Raw genomic sequence first — 18,376 nt, forward strand, 5'->3', positions numbered from 1 at the left:
AATAAACAACACCCGACTATTCCTGACAACCCTCGACTACATTCACTCATTCAAAGTCACTGAATCAGCGCGTTATAAATCAGCAATTGATTCTTTGACACAACGGCTTCGCCGTCTGCCAGGCCACTGCTGATGTAGGCCCGTTTCGAAAGGTTCCTGAAAATCTCCACGGGACGGGCTTCGATTTTGCTTTTGCTCGTAAAAACAAGCACCCAGTTTTTGCTCCGGTCGAAAATCACCGCTTCGGATGATATCGACTGCATTCGGATGTTTTCCTCGAAATTCAGGTTCACCGTGGCATGCATTTCCGGTTTAAGCCGGTAACTGGCATTGGAAAGCTGTATCCTGATCTTCATCGCCCGTGTTTCGGGATCCAGGACGTTGTATATCTTGTCCACCCTTCCTTTGAAAACTTCGTCCGGGAAGCTGATCGTCTTGATGTCGGCGGGCATACCGAGATGGATTTTGGGAATATCGCTCTCGTTCACATTCGCCATCACCCACACGTCCGAAATCTGGCCGACGGTGAAAAGACTTTCCGCGTTGTCGGAGCGCAGCTGCGTGCCGCGGTTCACATTTTTGTCCACGATAAAGCCGTTGATCGGCGAGCGGACCACGTAGCCGGCCGCTTTGGAAACCCCGTAAATCGAAAACATAGCCCTGACACGGTCGAGCTCCGCCTGCGACTTATCGACCATCTGCCGTGCGGTAATCACATCCTTTTCCGGCACTAGCTTGCTTTCAAACAAGTCTTCGGTCGACGACAGGTTCTTTTGTGCGATCAGCAGATCCGACTGGGCCTCGATCAGCTGGCGTTCCAGGTCTGCCACCTCTCCCGACCGGATCGTTGCGAGCTCCTGCCCCTTTCTGACATGGTCTCCGAGCTCTACTTTCACATCTTCGACATTCCCGCCAACCAGCGGAAACACCCGGATCACCCGATTTTCGTCCGGCACGACCTTTCCGACGAGGGTAAGCTCATTCCGGACCTTTTCTGTTTTGACCGTATCGAGCGCGATCTGCCGCATCATCGAATCCGACAACATGAACGCCGTCGACTCTTCCTCGGGGCTGGTTTGTTTCCGACAGGACATAGCCCACACCACCATTCCGCCCAGAATGGCATAACATATTTTTCGCATTGTGTTTTTTTGATATTTAAAAACCGAATAATTCCCCTCCCACCACAAAGTTCAGTTCCTCGTAGACCTTGATACGGTCGGATTGCAGGCGATTGAACTCGCGAATGCTTTCATTATAAGTTTCGATAAAGTCGATGAATTCGAGGAGGGTTATATTCCTTTTTTGAAAATTATCGTACATCCCCCGGTTAAGCTGCAAGAACTGGTCGGTAAATCGGTCTTCCACACTTCGGTAGGCGCTTTCGGCCACGTTTACCTTGTTCCAGGCGGCATTCACCTCGTTGGCGATGCTATTCCGCTTAGCCGTTTCCTGTGTTTTGAAATAACTGATGCCGCTTTTCGCCGCTTTGATATTCCCTTGATTCCGATTGAAAAACGGCAGCGCCATGGATGCCGAAATGCCGAAATAGTTGTTCTGGTAATTACTTGCCTGATCGTACACCGCCCCTATTTCAATGTCCGGCTTCGCCAGTGCCTTTTGCAGGTTATAATTCAGCTCCGCCTGCTTTACGGCCGATTCCGTCACTTTCAGATCGGTACGGCGCGTTAATGCCAGCTCCCGCAACTGCTCCGGCGTTTGCGCTTCGATCCGGTAACGGACAAGGTCGGTGCTATCGATCAAAGGCACGACATATGCCTCGCTGTTGAAATAAATGCGCAGGTCTCGCTGGTTCTCGGTGATTTCAAACAGCAAATCGGCCCGGTTGTTGCGCAGCTGAAACAGCAAGGCTTTCAGTCGCACCACTTCTTTGAGCGATACGTTGTTGCGGCCATATTCTTTATCGAACGCCTCCACCGTTGTTGCCAACGTGGTAATCTGGTTATCCAGCAGCCCGAGCGTCTGGTTCAGGAAGTAGGTTTCGAAAAATACCTGCCGAAGGTCGAATTTCAGCGTCCGGGCCAGGTCGAAGAATTCCAGCTCCGTTTTCCGCGTCGTTTCCACATCCAGCGCCACCTGCTTCGTCCGCTTCCCGGCCCGGGTAATGACCTGTTGCAGACTGAGAAACTTCTGTCCGTGCTTTCCCACGTCCAGCCAGCCTCGCGACGGGTTATAAGCGCTCATTTCGACATTCAGGTTAGGATTATTCCAAAGTTTATCCTGAATTTCCGCTGCCCTGGCCATATCGATCTGGTATCGTTCGGCCAGCAGGGTCAGATTGTTCGTTAGAAACAGGCTGTCCGCCTGCCGGACGGTAACTTTCAGGGTGTCCTGCCCCCATGAGACCGTGCTCATACAGGTAAGCAACCCTATCAGGTAAAATCGCATAGCTCTTGTTTTTGACATTGCAAAGATTGGGAAACGAGTCGTTTCCGGCACAATCAATGCATTTAGAAAATCATTAAAAGTATATTAGGAAAAAATTAAAAAGGCCGTTTCCAAAATAGAAATGCCGGTTTTACCCTACCCTTCCATGAGAATGTAGCCCAGTCCCGGCCGTGTCTGGATCAGTTTCACATCAAATCCCCTATCGATTTTTTTCCTCAGGTAATTGATGTATACCTCCACGAAATTCGTCCCTGGATCGAAGTTCAGATGCCAGATATTCCTGGCTAGGTCCATCTTTGAAATAACCATCCCCGGATGGAGCAGAAAATATTCCAGCAGCGCGAACTCCTTGGCAGTGAGGCCAATAAACTTCCCGCCGCGCGTCACCACTTTCGTATCGACATTCAGTTGAAGGTCGGCGATGCTCAGCACCCGCCTGCCGGTCTCGGGCATCCCGGCATCCGACAGCCGCAATGCCGCATTAATTCGCGCGATCAGTTCCCGGAAATCAAATGGCTTGACGATGTAATCGGTAGCACCTTTCCCGAGCCCTTCCACCTTACCTTCCACTTCCCCATAGGCCGTCAGCATGATCACCGGCAACAACGGCTTGAACTGCCCGATTTGCCGGCAAACTTCGAAACCGTTTAGTCCGGGCAGGTTAACATCCAGCAAAACAAGGTCATAACGCCCTTCCAATGCCATTTTTTTCCCCGAAAGGCCGTCCCGCGAAATCTCCGCTCCGAAACCTTCCGAATGCAGGACCTTGTAAATGTTTTGCGCAATGCGCAGGTCGTCCTCGATAATCAGTATCGTCTTCGTCATTTTCTTACATGTTCTGATCAGGTTTGCGTCAAAAGCAGAGCCAGGAGCGATGCAAAGATTTATATTTAGGAATTGCCAATACCACTAACCTTGATTAGATTTTAATTAAATATTGATTTATTTTAACGTAAAAATCTTTATATCAGCACCTTAGGTGTTTCATAACCGATAACTGCAAAAAGCCGCCGACAACTAACCTACCTTTATATACGTAACCTTTTCCCACACCTTTGAAATCTCTCGCCAACATCAGATTAATGCAACCCGCCGACATACCGTTCGGGATGAACCTTGTGCAGCAAGCAGGCTGGAACCAGGTGGAAGCAGACTGGCGCCGGGCGCTGGCGCTTCAACCGGAAGGCTGTTTTGTAGCCGAGCAAAGCGGGACCCCGGCCGGTACCGTCACGACCTGCCGCTTCGGTAGCGTAGCCTGGATCGCGATGGTCCTTGTAGATACCGCTGCACGGAACCAAGGCATCGGCAAAAGGTTGATGGAACACGCCATGGCCCACCTCGACGGCCTCGGCGTGGAAACCCAGCGGCTGGATGCCACCGTTTTGGGAAAGGGCCTGTATGAAAAACTTGGATTTACGGCCGAATACGAAGTCGTACGCATGAAGGGCATTGCGAAAGCCGCGGAGGACATCGAAACCGACGCCATGCGCTGGACATCCGACACGCGCGACGCCACGCTTCTCGCCCTGGATGCGCGCGTCACTGCGACCGACCGCACCATATTCCTGCATGAGCTGGCCGGGTCGCATCCGTTTTTTTATTCGCTTTTCGAGGATGGCCTCGGCTATGCAGGCTCCCGAAAGGGGCGCAATGCGGTGCAAATCGGCCCGGCAGCGGCATCCGGGCCGGAAGTGGGCCGGCAGCTTTGCAATGCGATGCTGCACCATTTCAGCGGGCTCCCGGTTTTCGTCGACATTCCGGTTCCCAACAAAGCCGCACTGCGCTGGGCACGGTCGGTGGGGTTGGAAGAGCAGCGGCGATTTGTGAGAATGTACCGGGGGAAAAAATTAAGCGATTGCCCGGAAATGATCTGGGCCAAGCTCGGGACCCGAAAAGGGTTAGGGATATTGAAATCTGTTATTCAACTTTCCGTAAAAAAATTGTCAGGGGCTATTCGTTGAATTTAATTGATTCCCTGTTTATTTGTCTACTACAAGTTAGTTTGACTGGAAGTGCCTGGCAGATTACCGATATGAACCCTCTCGCGACACGCGGCCTTAATGCATTGTGGGCAATATTAATCACCTTATTGACCAGTTCATTAGGTCGCGCCCAAACTTTCTATGCGGTAATCGTCGCCGACGTGAGTGACCCGCTCATCGGGAAAAGCTGCGAAAAAGACTTGCAGGAAATGTCCGGGACCTTACAAAGCATTTCCAGAAAAATCGAATACAATTACCGGGAGATAATTTGTCCCAGGGAAAAATTTGGAGAAGCGGGCATCCGGGAAGCCATTTCGCAAGTCGAATGCAAACCGGAGGATATCGTTTTCTTTTATTACACCGGCCACGGCATCAATACCGCCGCCGGAAATACCCGTTTTCCTGTACTTTATCTCAACAACGAAACCCTGGAACTCGAAACCGTGCATAAGCTTTTAAAAGACAAAAAGCCGCGTTTCTGCCTTACATTCGGCGACTGCTGCAATCACTTGTCGGGCGATGCGCACAGGGTGCGCCCGGCCAGGCCTGTAACGAGGGGGATTACCGTCACGAACGATACCGCGATATTACGCCGGCTTTTTGTGCAGGCGAACGGCGATCTGCTTCTCAGCAGCGCCAGAAAAGGCGAAAAAGCGACGGCCCATCCCGATGACGGCAGCTTTTACAGCCAGACGTGGATGCAGGCGCTTGCATACGCAGGAAGCCACAATACGAACATTTCGTGGCAAACCTTCCTTACCGACACCGAAAACCGCTTGCAGGAAAGCCTGAAAGGTCTCCCCGATTCGTTGAAACACCATTCGCAATGGATAGGGAATTTCTCCGCGGAAACGATGCCCTGCCCGGAAGCCGATTTCGCGGAAATCAACAAATTCCTGAACACGCTGGCCGACGAAAAACGGCCTTTCCACGACCGTAACAAACTCCGGCTATCCCGGCAAAAGAGCTTGTTCGGCCCGGCCGCGCAAGTCAGCATTTATATGAACGATCCCGAAAGACCCGTAGAAACGCAGCCGATCGATCAATTTCTGAAACGTGTCCTGAACACTGCGGCGCTGATCGACGAATTCAATTTTGTGGAACGCCTCTCGACGCCGGGAAAGGGGTGCGCCTATGACCTGGTGACGTTGCAGGAAATACGCAAGGCAAATTAACCGGACAAACATGGCAAGCTATTTTACCGCCCTCCTTATCATATTTTCAAGCCTGGCCGGATTGCGTGCGCAGCCTGTAATGGATCGCAAACGACTGGCCGAGTTCCACGAATTGACGGAGCGGCGCGTCACCGACCTGCAACTCTACATTTCAATGATCGCCGACAAAAGCCTCTCGCCCGAGCAGCGTGAACAGGCGGTAGAGCTCGCCCTGAGCCTTTTTGAAAAGGATTATGAAGTAAATGGCGCCAGACGGTCGCCCTACGTGCAGGTTTCGCGCAGGGACGGCACGGTATCGGCCGTTCCGGTCGGGATCTATTTCAAAAACCTCATGCGGGTGAAATTCGACAAGGTGGAGATCACTTATTACGACGCGGCGGTGGTGTCCGGGTTTGAAAAAGGCGCCGACGGCAGCTACCACGCCACAGCGACGTATTACCAGCAATTCAAGGGAATGGATAAGAACGGCAATCTCGTTTACGGCAGTCGGGACCGGAAGGACATCAGCGTTTCGGCCCGGAGCGCGGCTGTGTATGCGCACGCGGGCAAGGAGGATTTGAAGGTATTCTTTGGCGACATTACCGTCAAAGACACAGTTCCGATTCCGGGTTTTTAATAACGATTGTCACGATGAAAGGCTTGCTGCTGGCATTGCTCGCCATGTATGCGCAGGTGAACGCGCAAGTCGCATATCCAGGGAGCGAGGCGGCTGGCCATACCCTGAGGAGCGACAATACCCGGAGGCCCGAAAAATTCATGACGGGTCAAATCCTGCATGTGAGCGAGTTCATCCGGCGGTTTAATGACGCTGTCGGGCGGAGAGACGGACGTAGGGCCGCATTGTGGGACCTGTTCGACGAGGACGACAAGCGCCTGACCGGCAGCGGCGGGGCGCGTCACCCATACACCAGCCAGATCGGGGCATTTGTGCAGGAGGTCGCTGCCCGGCGCATCACGATTCCCGAACGGCCCAGTATGGAAGCTATCGCAGGTATTAAAATGAATTACAAAGGTTCGGGCGACACTTTGGTCGTGCATTTGCGAAAGGGCTATACCGCGGACAGTGCTTCTTTCTGGCAGATCGCGAGGGTTATCCCACCGGGAACATGGACAAACGCCAAAGCAGAAATGCAGAAAGCAACGGCACGCCGGCCGGAAGCCATACTTCCGCCCAATGCACACGAGGTGAGTTTCCTGCCTTTGCTTCGGGGGCTGCACGATTACCGCAGCCTCACCCCTTTTACCCTGTGCCACGATTGCCGCGACGAGGCGTGGTGGCAGGTCGAAAATGCATTGCGAAAAGGCTGGCTGATACCCGAGGCCGTTGTATCGAACCAGATTTACCTGAGAGTCGGAAACTGGCGGATCGAGTTGAGCGAATTCATCAGGGAGAAAGAAAATTCGGGTTGGCTGATCAGCAACCTTGCTGAGGAATAGCCTGGCGGCCGAAATTTGTTTTACCAAATCCTGTTTATCCTGAAATGAGATCTTCCATAAAAATAGCAGCCTTCGCGGTGCTCACATGGACGCTGGCCGGCCCGGTGGCACCATCGCAGGCGCAAACCCGGGGCATGGGCCTGAAAATGGATGACTCGAAATACCTCCGCCTGCCCCGCAAATCGCCGGATGTTCTGCTCAAAGGGCCGCTCCCGGGGTCGTTCAGTATCCGGGGCCTCTTGCCTGAAATCGGCGATCAGGGGATGGACGGCACCTGCGTAGGCTGGTCGGCCGCCTACTATATGCGTACAGCCATGGAAGCCCGCAAAACGGGGCTTGGCAACCAACCGGAGAAAATCACGGCAAAGGCATTTTCACCCGGCTGGCTGTACGGGCAGCTCAAATCCGGGCTGGGTACCGAATGTACCGAGGGCGTTTACCTCGAAGACGCCCTGGAAGTGATGAAAACCAAAGGGGCCGCGCTCCTCAGCTGCGCGCCGGGGAGCTGCGATGTTCGGTATGGCCAATGCGACGACCAGGCCGCCAATTATACAATCGCCGACTATGCCACGCTTTTTAACCCGAACGACAACAACACGACGCCCGAACAACGTATTGCGGCTATTAAGTCGGCCCTGGTCGAAAGCGGCAATGCCGTGCTGATCGGTATGCTGGTACCGCCGTCGTTTATCGAGGCGGTTGGCGAGCATTGGCAACCGGCGGCCGGAGAAACGATTGAAAATGCCGCCGGAGGGCACTCGATGGCTGTGATCGGCTATGACGACCATGTCCGGAACGGCTCGTTCCTTATCGCCAACAGCTGGGGAAAAAGCTGGGGTGCCGGTGGATACATCTGGGCCAGCTATGCCGATATCGCCCGCTTTACAAGATATGCCTATCAGGTTTACACGGAACCTGCCGTAAAACCAACGCCGCAAACGGTTTCCCTCAAAGGGAATGTCGATTTTGTAACCGGAAACGGTGCAATGCCCGTCCGATCGACGCTTCTGAAAGGCGCGCAGGTAACCCCGGCGCATGCCGGGAGCGGAACAGGGATGATCAGCTACACCATGAGCCGGCCTTACGCTTCCGGAACGCGGTTCAAAATGGTAATCAACAACACCAGACAAGCCTATGTGTACATCCTCGGCTCCGATATGGATAACCGGGTTTCGCCGCTTTTTCCGTACAACTCGGGGGACATTACCACCAGCGCTGTGGTGCCCGCCAACAGCCAGGTACTCATGCCGTCCGCACACACTTCCTTTACCCTCGACGATGTAAAGGGAGAAGACTATTTCATCATTTTTATTTCCCGAAACCAGCTGAACCTGACGGAACTCGCCGCGAAAATCAAAAATGCGGAGGGTACGATCGTTCAAAAAGTTTATACGGCGCTGGGGGAAGACTTTATCTCACCGCACGCAATTGTATACGAGCCAGGGAAAATCTCCTATGAAGTAAAAGGGGCGCCGAAAGGAAGTGTGGTACCAATGCTTGTAAGGATAATACATCAATAATTTCCTTTCATTTGCTTATTTTTAACTCCAGTTATAACCCGTAAATCCTCTTTGCTTTGGATAAATTTTGCGCCGACAGTCGAAGTACAAATAAAACATTAGGTTTTCGCGAAACGGTTTCCGTTTCGAAAGAGCTTGCTATGTTCGTTTTAATGGCATTCTTTTGCCTCATGTTTTCGACCACTATCAATGCGCAGGACAGGATCATTCGCAAAGACGGAAAACAAATAGACGCGAAAGTGCTCGGCACGGATTCCAAATATGTGCGTTACAAAAGAGCCGATAACCCGGATGGCCCCGATTATTTCCTTTTCCATTCGGATATTCTGAAAATCGAGTATCAAAACGGTACTGCGGAACAAAAAGGGGATCCTTTGAAATTGGGAAGGGAACCGGCGAACGGCGCGGCAATCGATATAAAACTTTTTGGAAAAAAAAGTCTCGCAGTTTAGAAAACGCGGTACCATTTATCTCACCGCCGGCACGGCGGCAATTGTTGCGGGAGCTGCCACGATAATCAAACTGAACAGCGATTACCGCGATTATAAAAGGGAAATTCAAAATACAAACGACACCTATACCGCGTGGTACCAGGCAAACTACAAGACTGCCCCACCAGCCGGCGATCTTCAGAAGCTGGAAAACTTCGGCAAATTTGCATCGCCGGGCATTTATTTCGGAGCTGTGGCGGTAGTCGGAGGAGTTGCACTGGAATTAATGGGCCTTAAAAATATACAACTGGCAAAAAAAGTACGTGCGGAGCTCGACCGGAAAAAGAGGGAACTCTCTTTTCAGCCCTACTACGAAGCGCCTCACCGGGCGGGCGGCCTGCGTATTGCGCTTTCGTTTTAAACCACGCTTCCATTATCCGCTTTTCGACGTTATGAAGCACATTTTTACATTCCTTGCGTTAATATGCCCTCTTCTCGGTCCGCAACTATGCCGTGCCGCGGATAGCGACCCGTCCGCCGATACGCTCTATCTGAGAAACCGGGAAAAGAAAATCGTATCGATCCGTGAAATATATCCTGACATTGTAAAGTACAAAACCGGCGAAAAACTCGTGTCTTTGCCCATTGCCGAGATAGCGGGTATCGTTTACCGCAACGGGACAAGGGACCTTTTCAATACTTTCGACGCCGGCAGCAAACCGGAAATCAAATGGCTTACCGACGTTACTTCCAGCGACAAGCCGGAAATAAGGCTGAATGCATGTGTGCTGAACGAAGCGGAAAACATCCGCATGGAGGTCAACGGAATGCTCTCCCCTGTTGCTACACGCTCGTTCAAGGCGGTGCCGGCGAAGGAGGAAAGCTGCCTCGGCGGCACGTATATTTCCCATCAGGTGATACTGAATGAGGGAAAAAATACCGTGAGGCTCCTGGCGGGCAACGCCTCGGGAGCAGGCAGTTCCGACACGCTCACCATCGTGTACGACAAGGCTAAAAAACGCATTGCGCTGGTAGTGGGCAATTCTGCCTATGAAGGCGGTTCGAGGCTGCAAAATCCCGTGAACGACGCGAAGGCCGTTACCCGAAAGCTGACCAGCCTGGGATTCGAAGTGATCGAGCGGATCGATGCCCGGCAGAGCGATCTGCGTGCCGCGGTAGCGCAGTTCGGCAGCAGTATCCAGGGACAGGCCCTGGAAGTTGCCCTGTTTTACTACGCGGGCCACGGTATTCAGGTAGGTGGTAGAAATTACCTGGTGCCCGTCGATATCAGCCCGCAATCGGAAATGGAACTGAAAGTGCTGGCCGTTTCGGCAGACGATATCCTGGACCAGATGTCGGCGGTGGACGAAGATTCCCAGCGGACCAACATCATGATCCTCGACGCCTGCCGCGACAATCCGCTGAGCCGCAGCTGGACTCGCAGTTCCGGCGCCAAGGGCCTGGCGAGCATGAGCGCCCCGCCGGGTTCGCTCATTACGTTCTCCACAAAACCCGGTTTTACGGCCCTGGACGGCGACGGTAAAAACAGTCCCTACACCGCCGAATTGCTAAAAGCGCTCGATGTGCCGGGCCTGCGGCTCGAAGACATTTTCCGCACCGTCCGGATACGGGTAATGGAGCTGACCAACCGGCAGCAGGTCCCGATGGAAAACAGCCTGCTCACGCGCGAGGTGATCCTCAATCAATCCAACTAGCCCTTACGGCCACCGCCTTCCCCGAAAACCGCTATGAAACGGCTGCTGATGGTCCTGATCTTCGTCCTTCCGTTACGATGTTCATTCGGGCAGGGGTTGAGCGCCTATTACAGGGTCCGGGCTGCGGAACGCGCCAAACAAGTGTTGAAAGACTTTGAATCGGCGTTCGGCCTCCTGACCAACCCTTACGTGACCGACACCGGGGAGCGTGAAGAAGCGGAATATCGCATGCAGGCCAACCTCCGCCCCGACGCCCGCTTCGAAAACGACCTGCTACCCGACAATAAGGGCACTAAAACGATCGATTTCGACGAATACAAGCGTATCGCATTCATCGGCTACCAAAAAAGCGGGCTTACCTGCCATTTCGACTGGGAAGAGGCTGAATTCAGGGCGGTCCCGGAAGGATACCTCGTATCGTTTTATGGTAAAAAGACGCTCTTTGGCCGTTATCAGGGCAATAAACCACTGGAACTAAAAGATATTCCCTGCCGTGCCGGCGTATTTCTCCGAATGGACGGAAACCAGGTAGCAGAGGCGCGGATAGGCTTTCTGGATACCAACCTGAAAGAAAAAGGCACAGAAACGCTTTCACTTACCGACCGGCGTAACCCGCTTGAATACATCACATTACCGGAAGTGATTGACAAACTGTCGGAAAAAATCCTCCGCTCCATTACCCAAAACGGTGTCCGTGAACTTTTTATCGAAGAAATTACCTTTCAGGGGCTGGGTATCTCCAACGATTTTTCAAAACAATTGACGGGAACGTTGAAATCGTCGCTGACACGAATGAACAACGGCATCCGGATCGACCTGCTTACGCGGGGGCTTGAACCGATGCTGAAACTGAGAGGCGGCTACGCCACATCGGGCAACTTCCTGAAAATCGGCGTGCAGCTCATCAACGACCGCGAACAACCGGTGGGCCCGGCGCTATTGGCAGAGATATTGCTCTCTAACATCCCGAATGCCGAAATCGAACCCGATACGCAGCTTATGCAAGAGGCGTCGCACGCCCAGGCGATTACTGCAACGGACGACGACCGGCCCGGCAACGGGGAGGAACTGGTGCTTGAAGTAATCACCAATAAAGGCTACGGGCCGCAATCCTACCGGGAAGGCGACAGGATGACGCTGAAAGTGCGGGCGAACAAGCCTTGTACCGTCCGGATGATTTATCAGGACGCTTCGAGGAACCTGATCCGCCTGCGAAACGACGATTTCGCGATTGTCCCCGATGCCGTCGGCAAATGGATTGGCCTGCCCGAACAATTCGAATGCGCGGCCCCTTTTGGATTTGAATTGCTGCTGGCCTATGCTACCGAAGGTAAATTCAAACCCATTGAAAAAACGCAATGGCAAAATGGTTTTACATTTATTCTTGACGACCTGAAAAACGTAGTGGAACTGACGACCGAACAAGGGAAAAAAAAACAAATCGCAAAATCTATTATTCCCATTACAACCCAGCCCCGCAGAAACACATTTAAATGAAAGAGGCCCGTCGAAACCGTCGGGCACTCTTTGGTTAGTAATAACCCACACCCCAAAAACGTCCGGCCTGCATGGTGCGCGGGCACGCGCGGGCTTCCGGTTTTGGGGATGAACATTTATCCGCCCAGGTTTCGAAACATTATCACCGTTGGGCAATCTTTTTTGAAATTGTTTTGTAGCAGGCTTCCCGAACCGGCTCTTTTTTGTTTTTTTGCAGAAATATCGAGGCGAATGACATTCCAAGATTCCAGCAAACGCTACCTTGATTCCGACCGGTTGTTTTATGAAGAATTGCTTCGGGAAAATCGCGATGCATATTCTTTCCTGTATTTTCAAACCTACCGGCAATGCATTCCCTATGTTTTAAAAAGGGGCGCCGACCAACAGCAGGCGGAAGACCTTTTGCAGGAATGCCTGGCCATTTTTCTGGTTAAAGTGCGTGACGGAAGCTTCGTGTATCAGGAAAGTACGCGCATTACCAGCTATTTTTTTCGCATTTACATTAATCAATGGAAAAAAAGCCTCGAACAGGCCAACCGCCGTAATGAAGTACGGTTGGAAAGCCGGCTTGCGGCAGAAGACGACGGTGAAGAATCGTATAAAGACGGAAGTGCCACCGGCACTTTTAAAATTACGGGCTTTGACGACGACGGCAACGCATTTGAAACGGCCCTGCCGGAGGCCGTTCTGCAAGCCTATGACAGCGACGAACGCCACTGGATTTTCCGGAAGCTGGACCGCGCTTTTCAACTGCTGGCTGACGATTGCCGGAAAGTGCTGCGATGGTTTTACGTCGACGGCTGGTCGCTGCGGGAGATCGCGGGCGAACTTGGCATGACCGAGGCTTCGGCGATGGTGAAGCGGTTCAAATGCGCGAAGTACCTGAGGGAAAAATTTCATTTGCAGTGATAAGAATCAGCGGAAACGCGTATCAACCAGTATAACCTACCAGCGAATCACGATTGGAGCATATGGAATTATCAGAGGAAGCCTTTCATGAAATTCACCGCTACCTGGCCGGACAGGGCACTGCGGGGGAACGGGCGGATTTCGAAAGACGCATGCAAGCGGACGAGGCACTCGCCCGGGAAGTCGAAACCCAACGCCGCATTCGTGACGGACTGAAAGCGAATGAATACAAAAAACTTTTTAAAGATATTCACGCCCAGCTAAAAAGCGAAGGGGCGCTGTATGAACACCACGACCGGGATGAAACCGGGATTACACCTCTTAACGCGGATAACAGCTCCCCAACCGGCATTCGCTGGCCGTACATCGCCGCCGCCGCAAGCATTCTCGTCGCGGCCGGATTGGTGTGGTATATCAACTTCGCTCCGGACAACACGCAGATAGCCTCGGAAACCCCTGCCAGGGAACTACCCGTAATGCCCGATACCGCCGCTACGAAGGGCGGGACCGATGAAAGCGCCGATACTTCGAAAACGCCCGTACTAAAACCGAAAAGGCCGGCAAAAACGGAACCGGTCGTTAGCAACACCGATTTTTTTGCCCAATATTTCCGCCCCGACTTGGAGCTGGAAAGTCCGTTTCCGAAGGACAAGCTTGGCATAAGTCCCTCCGCATTCCGGCAATGGCGGTCGGATACTACACATATACGCCAGGGCGTGCGTTACCTCGCGCAGCGCGAGGCGACTGCGGCACTGCCGGAGTTCCGGCAGGCTGAGGCCAGCCAGTTCAGGCAGGTCAGAGATGCGGCGGAATGGTTCGCCGCCCTGGCCTATCTGCAACAAAACGACCTGAAAAACTGCGAAGAACAACTGAAAAAGATCAGCGCCAATCCGGAAAATATATATAACAAACAGGCCGTGGAATTGCTTGCCAAAATCCGTTAACTTTACCTATACCTCCCTACCGACGTTCATTCTATGAAGAAGGCTTTTACATATTTTCTGCTGATATCGGTGGCTGTTGCCTGCCATGTGGATATACCGCAAAAACCGCTTTCACTGTTCAGATTTACACCTGAAAACGGATGCAAGGCTCCGTGTACCGTGACATTTACGAGCCAGTCGGAGAATGCTGCGAGCCTACTTTGGGATTTCGGCGATGAAACTGAACTCGTAAGCGGCGACTCAGTGACACATGAGTTTTTGTCGGAGAAAATTTACCAGGTAAAATTAATCGTGAGAGGTATCGATGGCGGCAGTAGCGGCAATACACAAGCTGTAAAAGTCGACCGAGCTGATCCTAAGGAAACATTCGGCATATCGGGCGATAATAACTTCCCAACGGACATTGTTTCCGACGCTAATGGCAATATCTACATTTCAGGAACTGGCAAAGGCACAATACAATTTGGAACCGGCAAGGTATATCACTCGGTAGGCGGCTCGGACGACTTTTTTGTTGCCAAGTTCAATAGTTCGGGCCAATGTCAATGGGTATACATGGACGGCAGCACAGGGGACGATCACGCTAACGCATTGGCGCTAGGCAATAATAACGATGTGTATGTGACCGGTTTCATTAGTGGCTCGGTTAATAAATCGGATGTTGTTCCAAAAGGCAAGATAGATGGATTTGTCGCAAGACTTAATGGCCTAACCGGTGCCCCCCCAATGGTTTAAAACTTTTGGAGGGCCACTGGAAGATCAGGGACGATCACTGGCATTTGATGAACGAGGTGAAGGTCCTAAAATTTACATGGTAGGCGTTGTAGAAGGTGATAATAAAAACAAAAACATCGATTTGAACGGCGTATCGGTTCCAGCTAACGAGCGGGATGGATTCCTTGCCGTTTTGGATGCTCGCAATGGTGAATTTCAACGCAGGAGTATGATCACAGGGCCGAACGCGCAAGTGCCCGAAACAATAACTGTCGATAATGAGGGTAATGCCTACGTTGCCGGCGCATTCCTTGAATCCGTAAGTTTTTCGTCACCGGACCAGACGCTCAGCGGTGTCGATAGTGTCGATATTTTTGTGGCGAAATGGGGGCTCATCGACACCGGATTTTTATGGGCGCGTCGTGCAGCCTCGGCACGTGTCGACTTCGCATATGATATTGAAGTAGATAACGACAAAAATGTGTATGTTACCGGAATGCATAACGGTGACATTACCGAGCTATCACTACACAGCCGGGGCGATGAAAACGCTTACCTTGCAAAATGGAACGCCCAGGGCAAGGTAGTGGCGGCGAGCAATGGCTTCCATAACGGGAACCGCGATTACCACGGTGGCATAGCTCGAACGAAGGAAGGGAATATTGTATTGGCCGGTTCATTCAGTAGTACAACTGCTCAATTTCCAATGGTCGGAGGGAAATCGGTGCAAGGCAAAGGGGTTACAGACATCATTCTCACCGAGGTGGAGCCCAACCAGCTAACCCCTACCGGCTTTCTTGTCTCCGACGGCGGAGCCTATGAAGACCGGGTGAATAAGATTTGCATTACCAACACGGGATATGTATATGCTGCTGGTTGGTTCAAAACCAATTCCAATTTCAATGAGATCAATATAAACGGCAAAAGTGACGAGCGAAATACATTTATTACACGTTATAAGCTTCATTGACAAGATTCCTTTCCGAAGCAGTTCAAAAAAAGAGCAGGCGAAACGTCTGCTCTTTTGTTTTTGGATGTGAAGCCGTTGCTTACACTTGACATTAGGTAGACGATCGACTTGCCTTTTTGTTACAATCCGTTTTATTCGAAATGCATTGTCCCCGTTTCCGTCGACCGGTCGTCATAGGGTAAATCAAACCAATGTACATCATGAAAGAATTCGCATTAATCTTCCGGCTCAACAACCAGACCGACTTCAAACCCACGCCTGAGCAAATGCAGGAGCGTATGAACTGGCTCGCGGGTATCGCCGCACAGAACAAACTCGCCGATAAAGGCAATACGCTGTCCGTCGAAAGCGCGAAAACGGTTTATGCCGACAATGTGGTTACCGATGGCCCATTCACTGAAATCAAGGAGTTTATCAGTGGTTATGTGATCGTCAGGACCGGGACGATCGAGGAGGCCATAGAGCTCGCAAAGGCCAATCCGATATTCAAAATCGGCGGGAATATCGAAGTCCGCGAGGTTTTGCAGCGCAAATGAATGTTGAAATGGTGGAAAGAACTGAAATAATGTCAGACCTTTTCAGGAGGGAGTATACCAAAATGACGGCGGTATTGTGCCGTCATTTTGGATTAAAACACATTGAAATCGCCGAAGATATCGTCAGCGAAACGTTTCTGAAAGCCACCGAAACCTGGAAAACACAGGACATTCCCGAAAATCCGGTCGCATGGCTGTACGCCGTCGCCCGCAACAAAACCAAAGATTACCTCAAACACGCGCAGGTGTTCGAAAACCAGGTTTCCCCCGCCCTGTCGCGCGGGAACAACCCTATCGAGCCCGATTTCGACTTCACCGACGAAACCATTACCGACAGTCAGCTCGCTATGATATTCGCGGTTTGCAATCCCGCCAATCCGCCCGAAAGCCAGATCAGCCTTGCCTTGCAGATCCTGTGCGGTTTCAGTGTGGCCGAGATCGCCGATGCATTTCTCGCAAAACCGGAAACGGTCAAAAAGCGTCTGCTCCGGGCGCGGGCGAACCTGCGCAACGACCAGTTCCGGATCAGTCCGCTACACCCCGACGACGTACAGGCCCGTCTGGATGTGGTACTTCGCACGCTCTACCTGCTTTTCAATGAAGGCTATTTTTCGAAATCGGGCAATATGGTTATCCGCAAAGACCTTTGTGCGGAAGCGATGCGGCTCGCATTGATGCTGGCGGAAAATCCGTTGACCAACACCCGGCATGTGGAGGCATTGCTCGCGTTGATGTGTTACCAGAGTTCGCGGTTCGATGCCCGGCTGGACCATGACGGTGAGACTGTCCTTTTCGAAGCCCAGGACCGGGGTTTGTGGAACAGCGAGCTGATCGACAGGGGGAATTACTACCTGATTAATGCCTGCTCGGGCAATACGGTATCCAAATACCACATCGAAGCCGGCATTGCGTATTGGCACACTACCCTTTCCCCCGCCAAATGGGAGCACATCCTGCATTTATATAACCAGCTGATCATCATAGAATATTCCGAAATGACGGCGTTGAACCGCACATTCGCATGGGCCCGGGTGCACGGCAACGAAGCGGGGCTGGCCGAAGCCCGGAAGCTCGGCCTTGACGGCAATGCCTACTACCACGCCCTCGTCGCATACCTGTACGTACCCCTGTCGCGCGAGCTCGCCGGGAAGCATTACCGGCGGGCTATCGACCTGTCGAAGTCGCCCGGGGAGAAACAGACGCTGAGCCGGGAATATGCCCGGTTGCTGGTATCTAACGCATAACGTTAACTTCCAGCACGCTGTCGATTACCTCATCCAATGCCTCGTTCAACGCTTTTGGTGATTCCAGCATCGGGTAATGGCAAGTGCCCGCCAGGGTGATCAATGCATAACCATTCACCGCATGCTTTTCCAGCGCAGCGACGTTCGTAGGCATATAATTGACATTGATGAGATTCATTCTGACCCTCAGCAACGGCATGCATTCCCGCTCGATCCGGTCCATTTCAAAGAACTGCGGCAGCGTTTGCCGGCCCATGGGCTCATACGAATTACGGTAGGCAGCCACAATCTTGTCGGTTATCCACCGGGGCGTAGTCGGGGTGAGCAGCACCATGCGGGCATAATGCTCATTGGTATCGGCATAAGCCACTTTCGAGCTTTCGATGATTGCCGCTACCTGACTTTCATATTCCCGGGGAAGAGGTGTGGCTAGGTTTTTAAAATTATCTATCGCAATGAACCCGATTACCGAGCCGGGATATTGCGCTGCCGCCATGAGAATCAGGTTTGCGCCGAGGGAATGCCCGACAAGGATCACGTTTTCGAGCTGCAACTCCCTGATCACGATCACAACGTCGTCGGCCATACCGTGCAGCGTCCAGGTATCACGGTTAGTGCCGGATTCGCCGTGACCCGCCAGGTCCATCGTCACGACCTTGTATTTCTCTTTAAAAAAGGAAACCTGCTCCTTCCAGTAGGTTTGATCGATGAAAGAACCATGGACAAAAAGCAGCGTCGCCGGGCCGCTTCCGTAAATGTGGTAACTAATCGGGGTACCATTGCTGATGATTGTGTTCATAGGGTTGTCTGTTGAAGTGAATATTTAATTTCCCTCAAAGAAACCGGGCCTGAATGACAACCCTTTGTCAGTAACAAAATGAATGTAATGAAAA

At 52.1% G+C, this 18,376-nt stretch carries 19 protein-coding genes; 15 read left to right on the top strand and 4 right to left on the bottom strand.

The window, feature by feature from the left end:
• Nucleotides 1–56: 56 nt before the first annotated feature.
• The 3 genes from ABV298_RS31270 to ABV298_RS31280 form a co-directional block, all read right to left on the bottom strand.
• Complete coding sequence (locus tag ABV298_RS31270) at nucleotides 57–1,142, bottom strand: efflux RND transporter periplasmic adaptor subunit (RefSeq protein WP_353720035.1); 1,086 nt, start codon at nucleotides 1,140–1,142, stop codon at nucleotides 57–59.
• A gap of 16 nt (nucleotides 1,143–1,158) precedes the next feature.
• Nucleotides 1,159–2,427, bottom strand: a complete 1,269-nt coding sequence (locus ABV298_RS31275; RefSeq protein WP_353720036.1) for a TolC family protein — start codon at nucleotides 2,425–2,427, stop codon at nucleotides 1,159–1,161.
• Nucleotides 2,428–2,544: 117 nt separating this feature from the next.
• Nucleotides 2,545–3,234, bottom strand: coding sequence for a response regulator transcription factor (locus tag ABV298_RS31280; RefSeq protein WP_353720037.1), 690 nt, complete (start codon nucleotides 3,232–3,234; stop codon nucleotides 2,545–2,547).
• Between the two features lie 230 nt (nucleotides 3,235–3,464).
• Between ABV298_RS31280 and ABV298_RS31285 the strand changes: the two genes are divergently transcribed.
• The 15 genes from ABV298_RS31285 (at nucleotide 3,465) to ABV298_RS31355 (ending at nucleotide 17,483) form a co-directional block, all read left to right on the top strand.
• Nucleotides 3,465–4,370 carry a GNAT family N-acetyltransferase gene (locus tag ABV298_RS31285; RefSeq protein WP_353720038.1) on the top strand — a complete coding sequence of 302 codons (906 nt, stop codon included), beginning with the start codon at nucleotides 3,465–3,467 and terminating at the stop codon, nucleotides 4,368–4,370.
• A gap of 128 nt (nucleotides 4,371–4,498) precedes the next feature.
• Nucleotides 4,499–5,566, top strand: coding sequence for a caspase family protein (locus tag ABV298_RS31290; RefSeq protein WP_353720039.1), 1,068 nt, complete (start codon nucleotides 4,499–4,501; stop codon nucleotides 5,564–5,566).
• Between the two features lie 10 nt (nucleotides 5,567–5,576).
• Nucleotides 5,577–6,182, top strand: coding sequence for a hypothetical protein (locus ABV298_RS31295; protein WP_353720040.1), 606 nt, complete (start codon nucleotides 5,577–5,579; stop codon nucleotides 6,180–6,182).
• 14 nt (nucleotides 6,183–6,196) lie between these two features.
• Nucleotides 6,197–7,003: a hypothetical protein gene (locus tag ABV298_RS31300; protein ID WP_353720041.1), complete on the top strand. Its 807-nt coding sequence runs from the start codon at nucleotides 6,197–6,199 to the stop codon at nucleotides 7,001–7,003.
• A gap of 44 nt (nucleotides 7,004–7,047) precedes the next feature.
• The gene (locus tag ABV298_RS31305) at nucleotides 7,048–8,523 is read left to right on the top strand and encodes a DUF4384 domain-containing protein (RefSeq protein WP_353720042.1); all 1,476 of its coding nucleotides are present in this window, start codon (nucleotides 7,048–7,050) and stop codon (nucleotides 8,521–8,523) included.
• 170 nt (nucleotides 8,524–8,693) lie between these two features.
• Nucleotides 8,694–8,975, top strand: coding sequence for a hypothetical protein (locus tag ABV298_RS31310; RefSeq protein ID WP_353720043.1), 282 nt, complete (start codon nucleotides 8,694–8,696; stop codon nucleotides 8,973–8,975).
• Nucleotides 8,950–9,375, top strand: a complete 426-nt coding sequence (locus ABV298_RS31315) for a hypothetical protein (RefSeq protein WP_353720044.1) — start codon at nucleotides 8,950–8,952, stop codon at nucleotides 9,373–9,375. The genes ABV298_RS31310 and ABV298_RS31315 overlap by 26 nt, the downstream gene beginning before the upstream one ends.
• A gap of 31 nt (nucleotides 9,376–9,406) precedes the next feature.
• The gene (locus ABV298_RS31320; RefSeq protein WP_353720045.1) at nucleotides 9,407–10,669 is read left to right on the top strand and encodes a caspase family protein; all 1,263 of its coding nucleotides are present in this window, start codon (nucleotides 9,407–9,409) and stop codon (nucleotides 10,667–10,669) included.
• Nucleotides 10,670–10,702: 33 nt separating this feature from the next.
• Complete coding sequence (locus ABV298_RS31325) at nucleotides 10,703–12,166, top strand: hypothetical protein (protein ID WP_353720046.1); 1,464 nt, start codon at nucleotides 10,703–10,705, stop codon at nucleotides 12,164–12,166.
• 231 nt (nucleotides 12,167–12,397) lie between these two features.
• Nucleotides 12,398–13,075 (top strand): sigma-70 family RNA polymerase sigma factor, encoded by a 678-nt coding sequence (locus ABV298_RS31330; RefSeq protein ID WP_353720047.1) that lies wholly within the window; start codon nucleotides 12,398–12,400, stop codon nucleotides 13,073–13,075.
• A gap of 62 nt (nucleotides 13,076–13,137) precedes the next feature.
• Entirely contained in the window at nucleotides 13,138–14,019 is an 882-nt protein-coding gene (locus ABV298_RS31335) for a hypothetical protein (protein ID WP_353720048.1), read from the top strand.
• Between the two features lie 33 nt (nucleotides 14,020–14,052).
• Nucleotides 14,053–14,754 carry a PKD domain-containing protein gene (locus tag ABV298_RS31340; RefSeq protein WP_353720049.1) on the top strand — a complete coding sequence of 234 codons (702 nt, stop codon included), beginning with the start codon at nucleotides 14,053–14,055 and terminating at the stop codon, nucleotides 14,752–14,754.
• 76 nt (nucleotides 14,755–14,830) lie between these two features.
• Complete coding sequence (locus ABV298_RS31345; RefSeq protein WP_353720050.1) at nucleotides 14,831–15,703, top strand: hypothetical protein; 873 nt, start codon at nucleotides 14,831–14,833, stop codon at nucleotides 15,701–15,703.
• Nucleotides 15,704–15,903: 200 nt separating this feature from the next.
• On the top strand, nucleotides 15,904–16,239 hold the full coding sequence (locus ABV298_RS31350) for a YciI family protein (protein ID WP_353720051.1): 336 nt from the start codon (nucleotides 15,904–15,906) through the stop codon (nucleotides 16,237–16,239).
• A gap of 8 nt (nucleotides 16,240–16,247) precedes the next feature.
• Nucleotides 16,248–17,483 (top strand): sigma-70 family RNA polymerase sigma factor, encoded by a 1,236-nt coding sequence (locus ABV298_RS31355; RefSeq protein WP_353720052.1) that lies wholly within the window; start codon nucleotides 16,248–16,250, stop codon nucleotides 17,481–17,483.
• Here the strand turns inward: ABV298_RS31355 and ABV298_RS31360 are convergent.
• Entirely contained in the window at nucleotides 17,473–18,282 is an 810-nt protein-coding gene (locus ABV298_RS31360; RefSeq protein WP_353720053.1) for an alpha/beta hydrolase, read from the bottom strand. The two genes, ABV298_RS31355 and ABV298_RS31360, sit on opposite strands and share 11 nt — an antisense overlap.
• Nucleotides 18,283–18,376 lie beyond the last annotated feature (94 nt).

Source organism: Dyadobacter sp. 676 (assembly GCF_040448675.1).
Taxonomy (GTDB): domain Bacteria; phylum Bacteroidota; class Bacteroidia; order Cytophagales; family Spirosomataceae; genus Dyadobacter.

Bases quoted from the DNA above. Each gene is read 5' to 3' on its own strand.
- ABV298_RS31270 (WP_353720035.1), bottom strand. From the start codon at position 1,142: ATGCGAAAAATATGTTATGCCATTCTGGGCGGAATGGTGGTGTGGGCT.
- ABV298_RS31275 (WP_353720036.1), bottom strand. From the start codon at position 2,427: ATGTCAAAAACAAGAGCTATGCGATTTTACCTGATAGGGTTGCTTACC.
- ABV298_RS31280 (WP_353720037.1), bottom strand. From the start codon at position 3,234: ATGACGAAGACGATACTGATTATCGAGGACGACCTGCGCATTGCGCAA.
- ABV298_RS31295 (WP_353720040.1), top strand. From the start codon at position 5,577: ATGGCAAGCTATTTTACCGCCCTCCTTATCATATTTTCAAGCCTGGCC.
- ABV298_RS31300 (WP_353720041.1), top strand. From the start codon at position 6,197: ATGAAAGGCTTGCTGCTGGCATTGCTCGCCATGTATGCGCAGGTGAAC.
- ABV298_RS31305 (WP_353720042.1), top strand. From the start codon at position 7,048: ATGAGATCTTCCATAAAAATAGCAGCCTTCGCGGTGCTCACATGGACG.
- ABV298_RS31310 (WP_353720043.1), top strand. From the start codon at position 8,694: ATGTTTTCGACCACTATCAATGCGCAGGACAGGATCATTCGCAAAGAC.
- ABV298_RS31320 (WP_353720045.1), top strand. From the start codon at position 9,407: ATGAAGCACATTTTTACATTCCTTGCGTTAATATGCCCTCTTCTCGGT.
- ABV298_RS31325 (WP_353720046.1), top strand. From the start codon at position 10,703: ATGAAACGGCTGCTGATGGTCCTGATCTTCGTCCTTCCGTTACGATGT.
- ABV298_RS31330 (WP_353720047.1), top strand. From the start codon at position 12,398: ATGACATTCCAAGATTCCAGCAAACGCTACCTTGATTCCGACCGGTTG.
- ABV298_RS31335 (WP_353720048.1), top strand. From the start codon at position 13,138: ATGGAATTATCAGAGGAAGCCTTTCATGAAATTCACCGCTACCTGGCC.
- ABV298_RS31340 (WP_353720049.1), top strand. From the start codon at position 14,053: ATGAAGAAGGCTTTTACATATTTTCTGCTGATATCGGTGGCTGTTGCC.
- ABV298_RS31345 (WP_353720050.1), top strand. From the start codon at position 14,831: ATGGTAGGCGTTGTAGAAGGTGATAATAAAAACAAAAACATCGATTTG.
- ABV298_RS31350 (WP_353720051.1), top strand. From the start codon at position 15,904: ATGAAAGAATTCGCATTAATCTTCCGGCTCAACAACCAGACCGACTTC.
- ABV298_RS31355 (WP_353720052.1), top strand. From the start codon at position 16,248: ATGGTGGAAAGAACTGAAATAATGTCAGACCTTTTCAGGAGGGAGTAT.
- ABV298_RS31360 (WP_353720053.1), bottom strand. From the start codon at position 18,282: ATGAACACAATCATCAGCAATGGTACCCCGATTAGTTACCACATTTAC.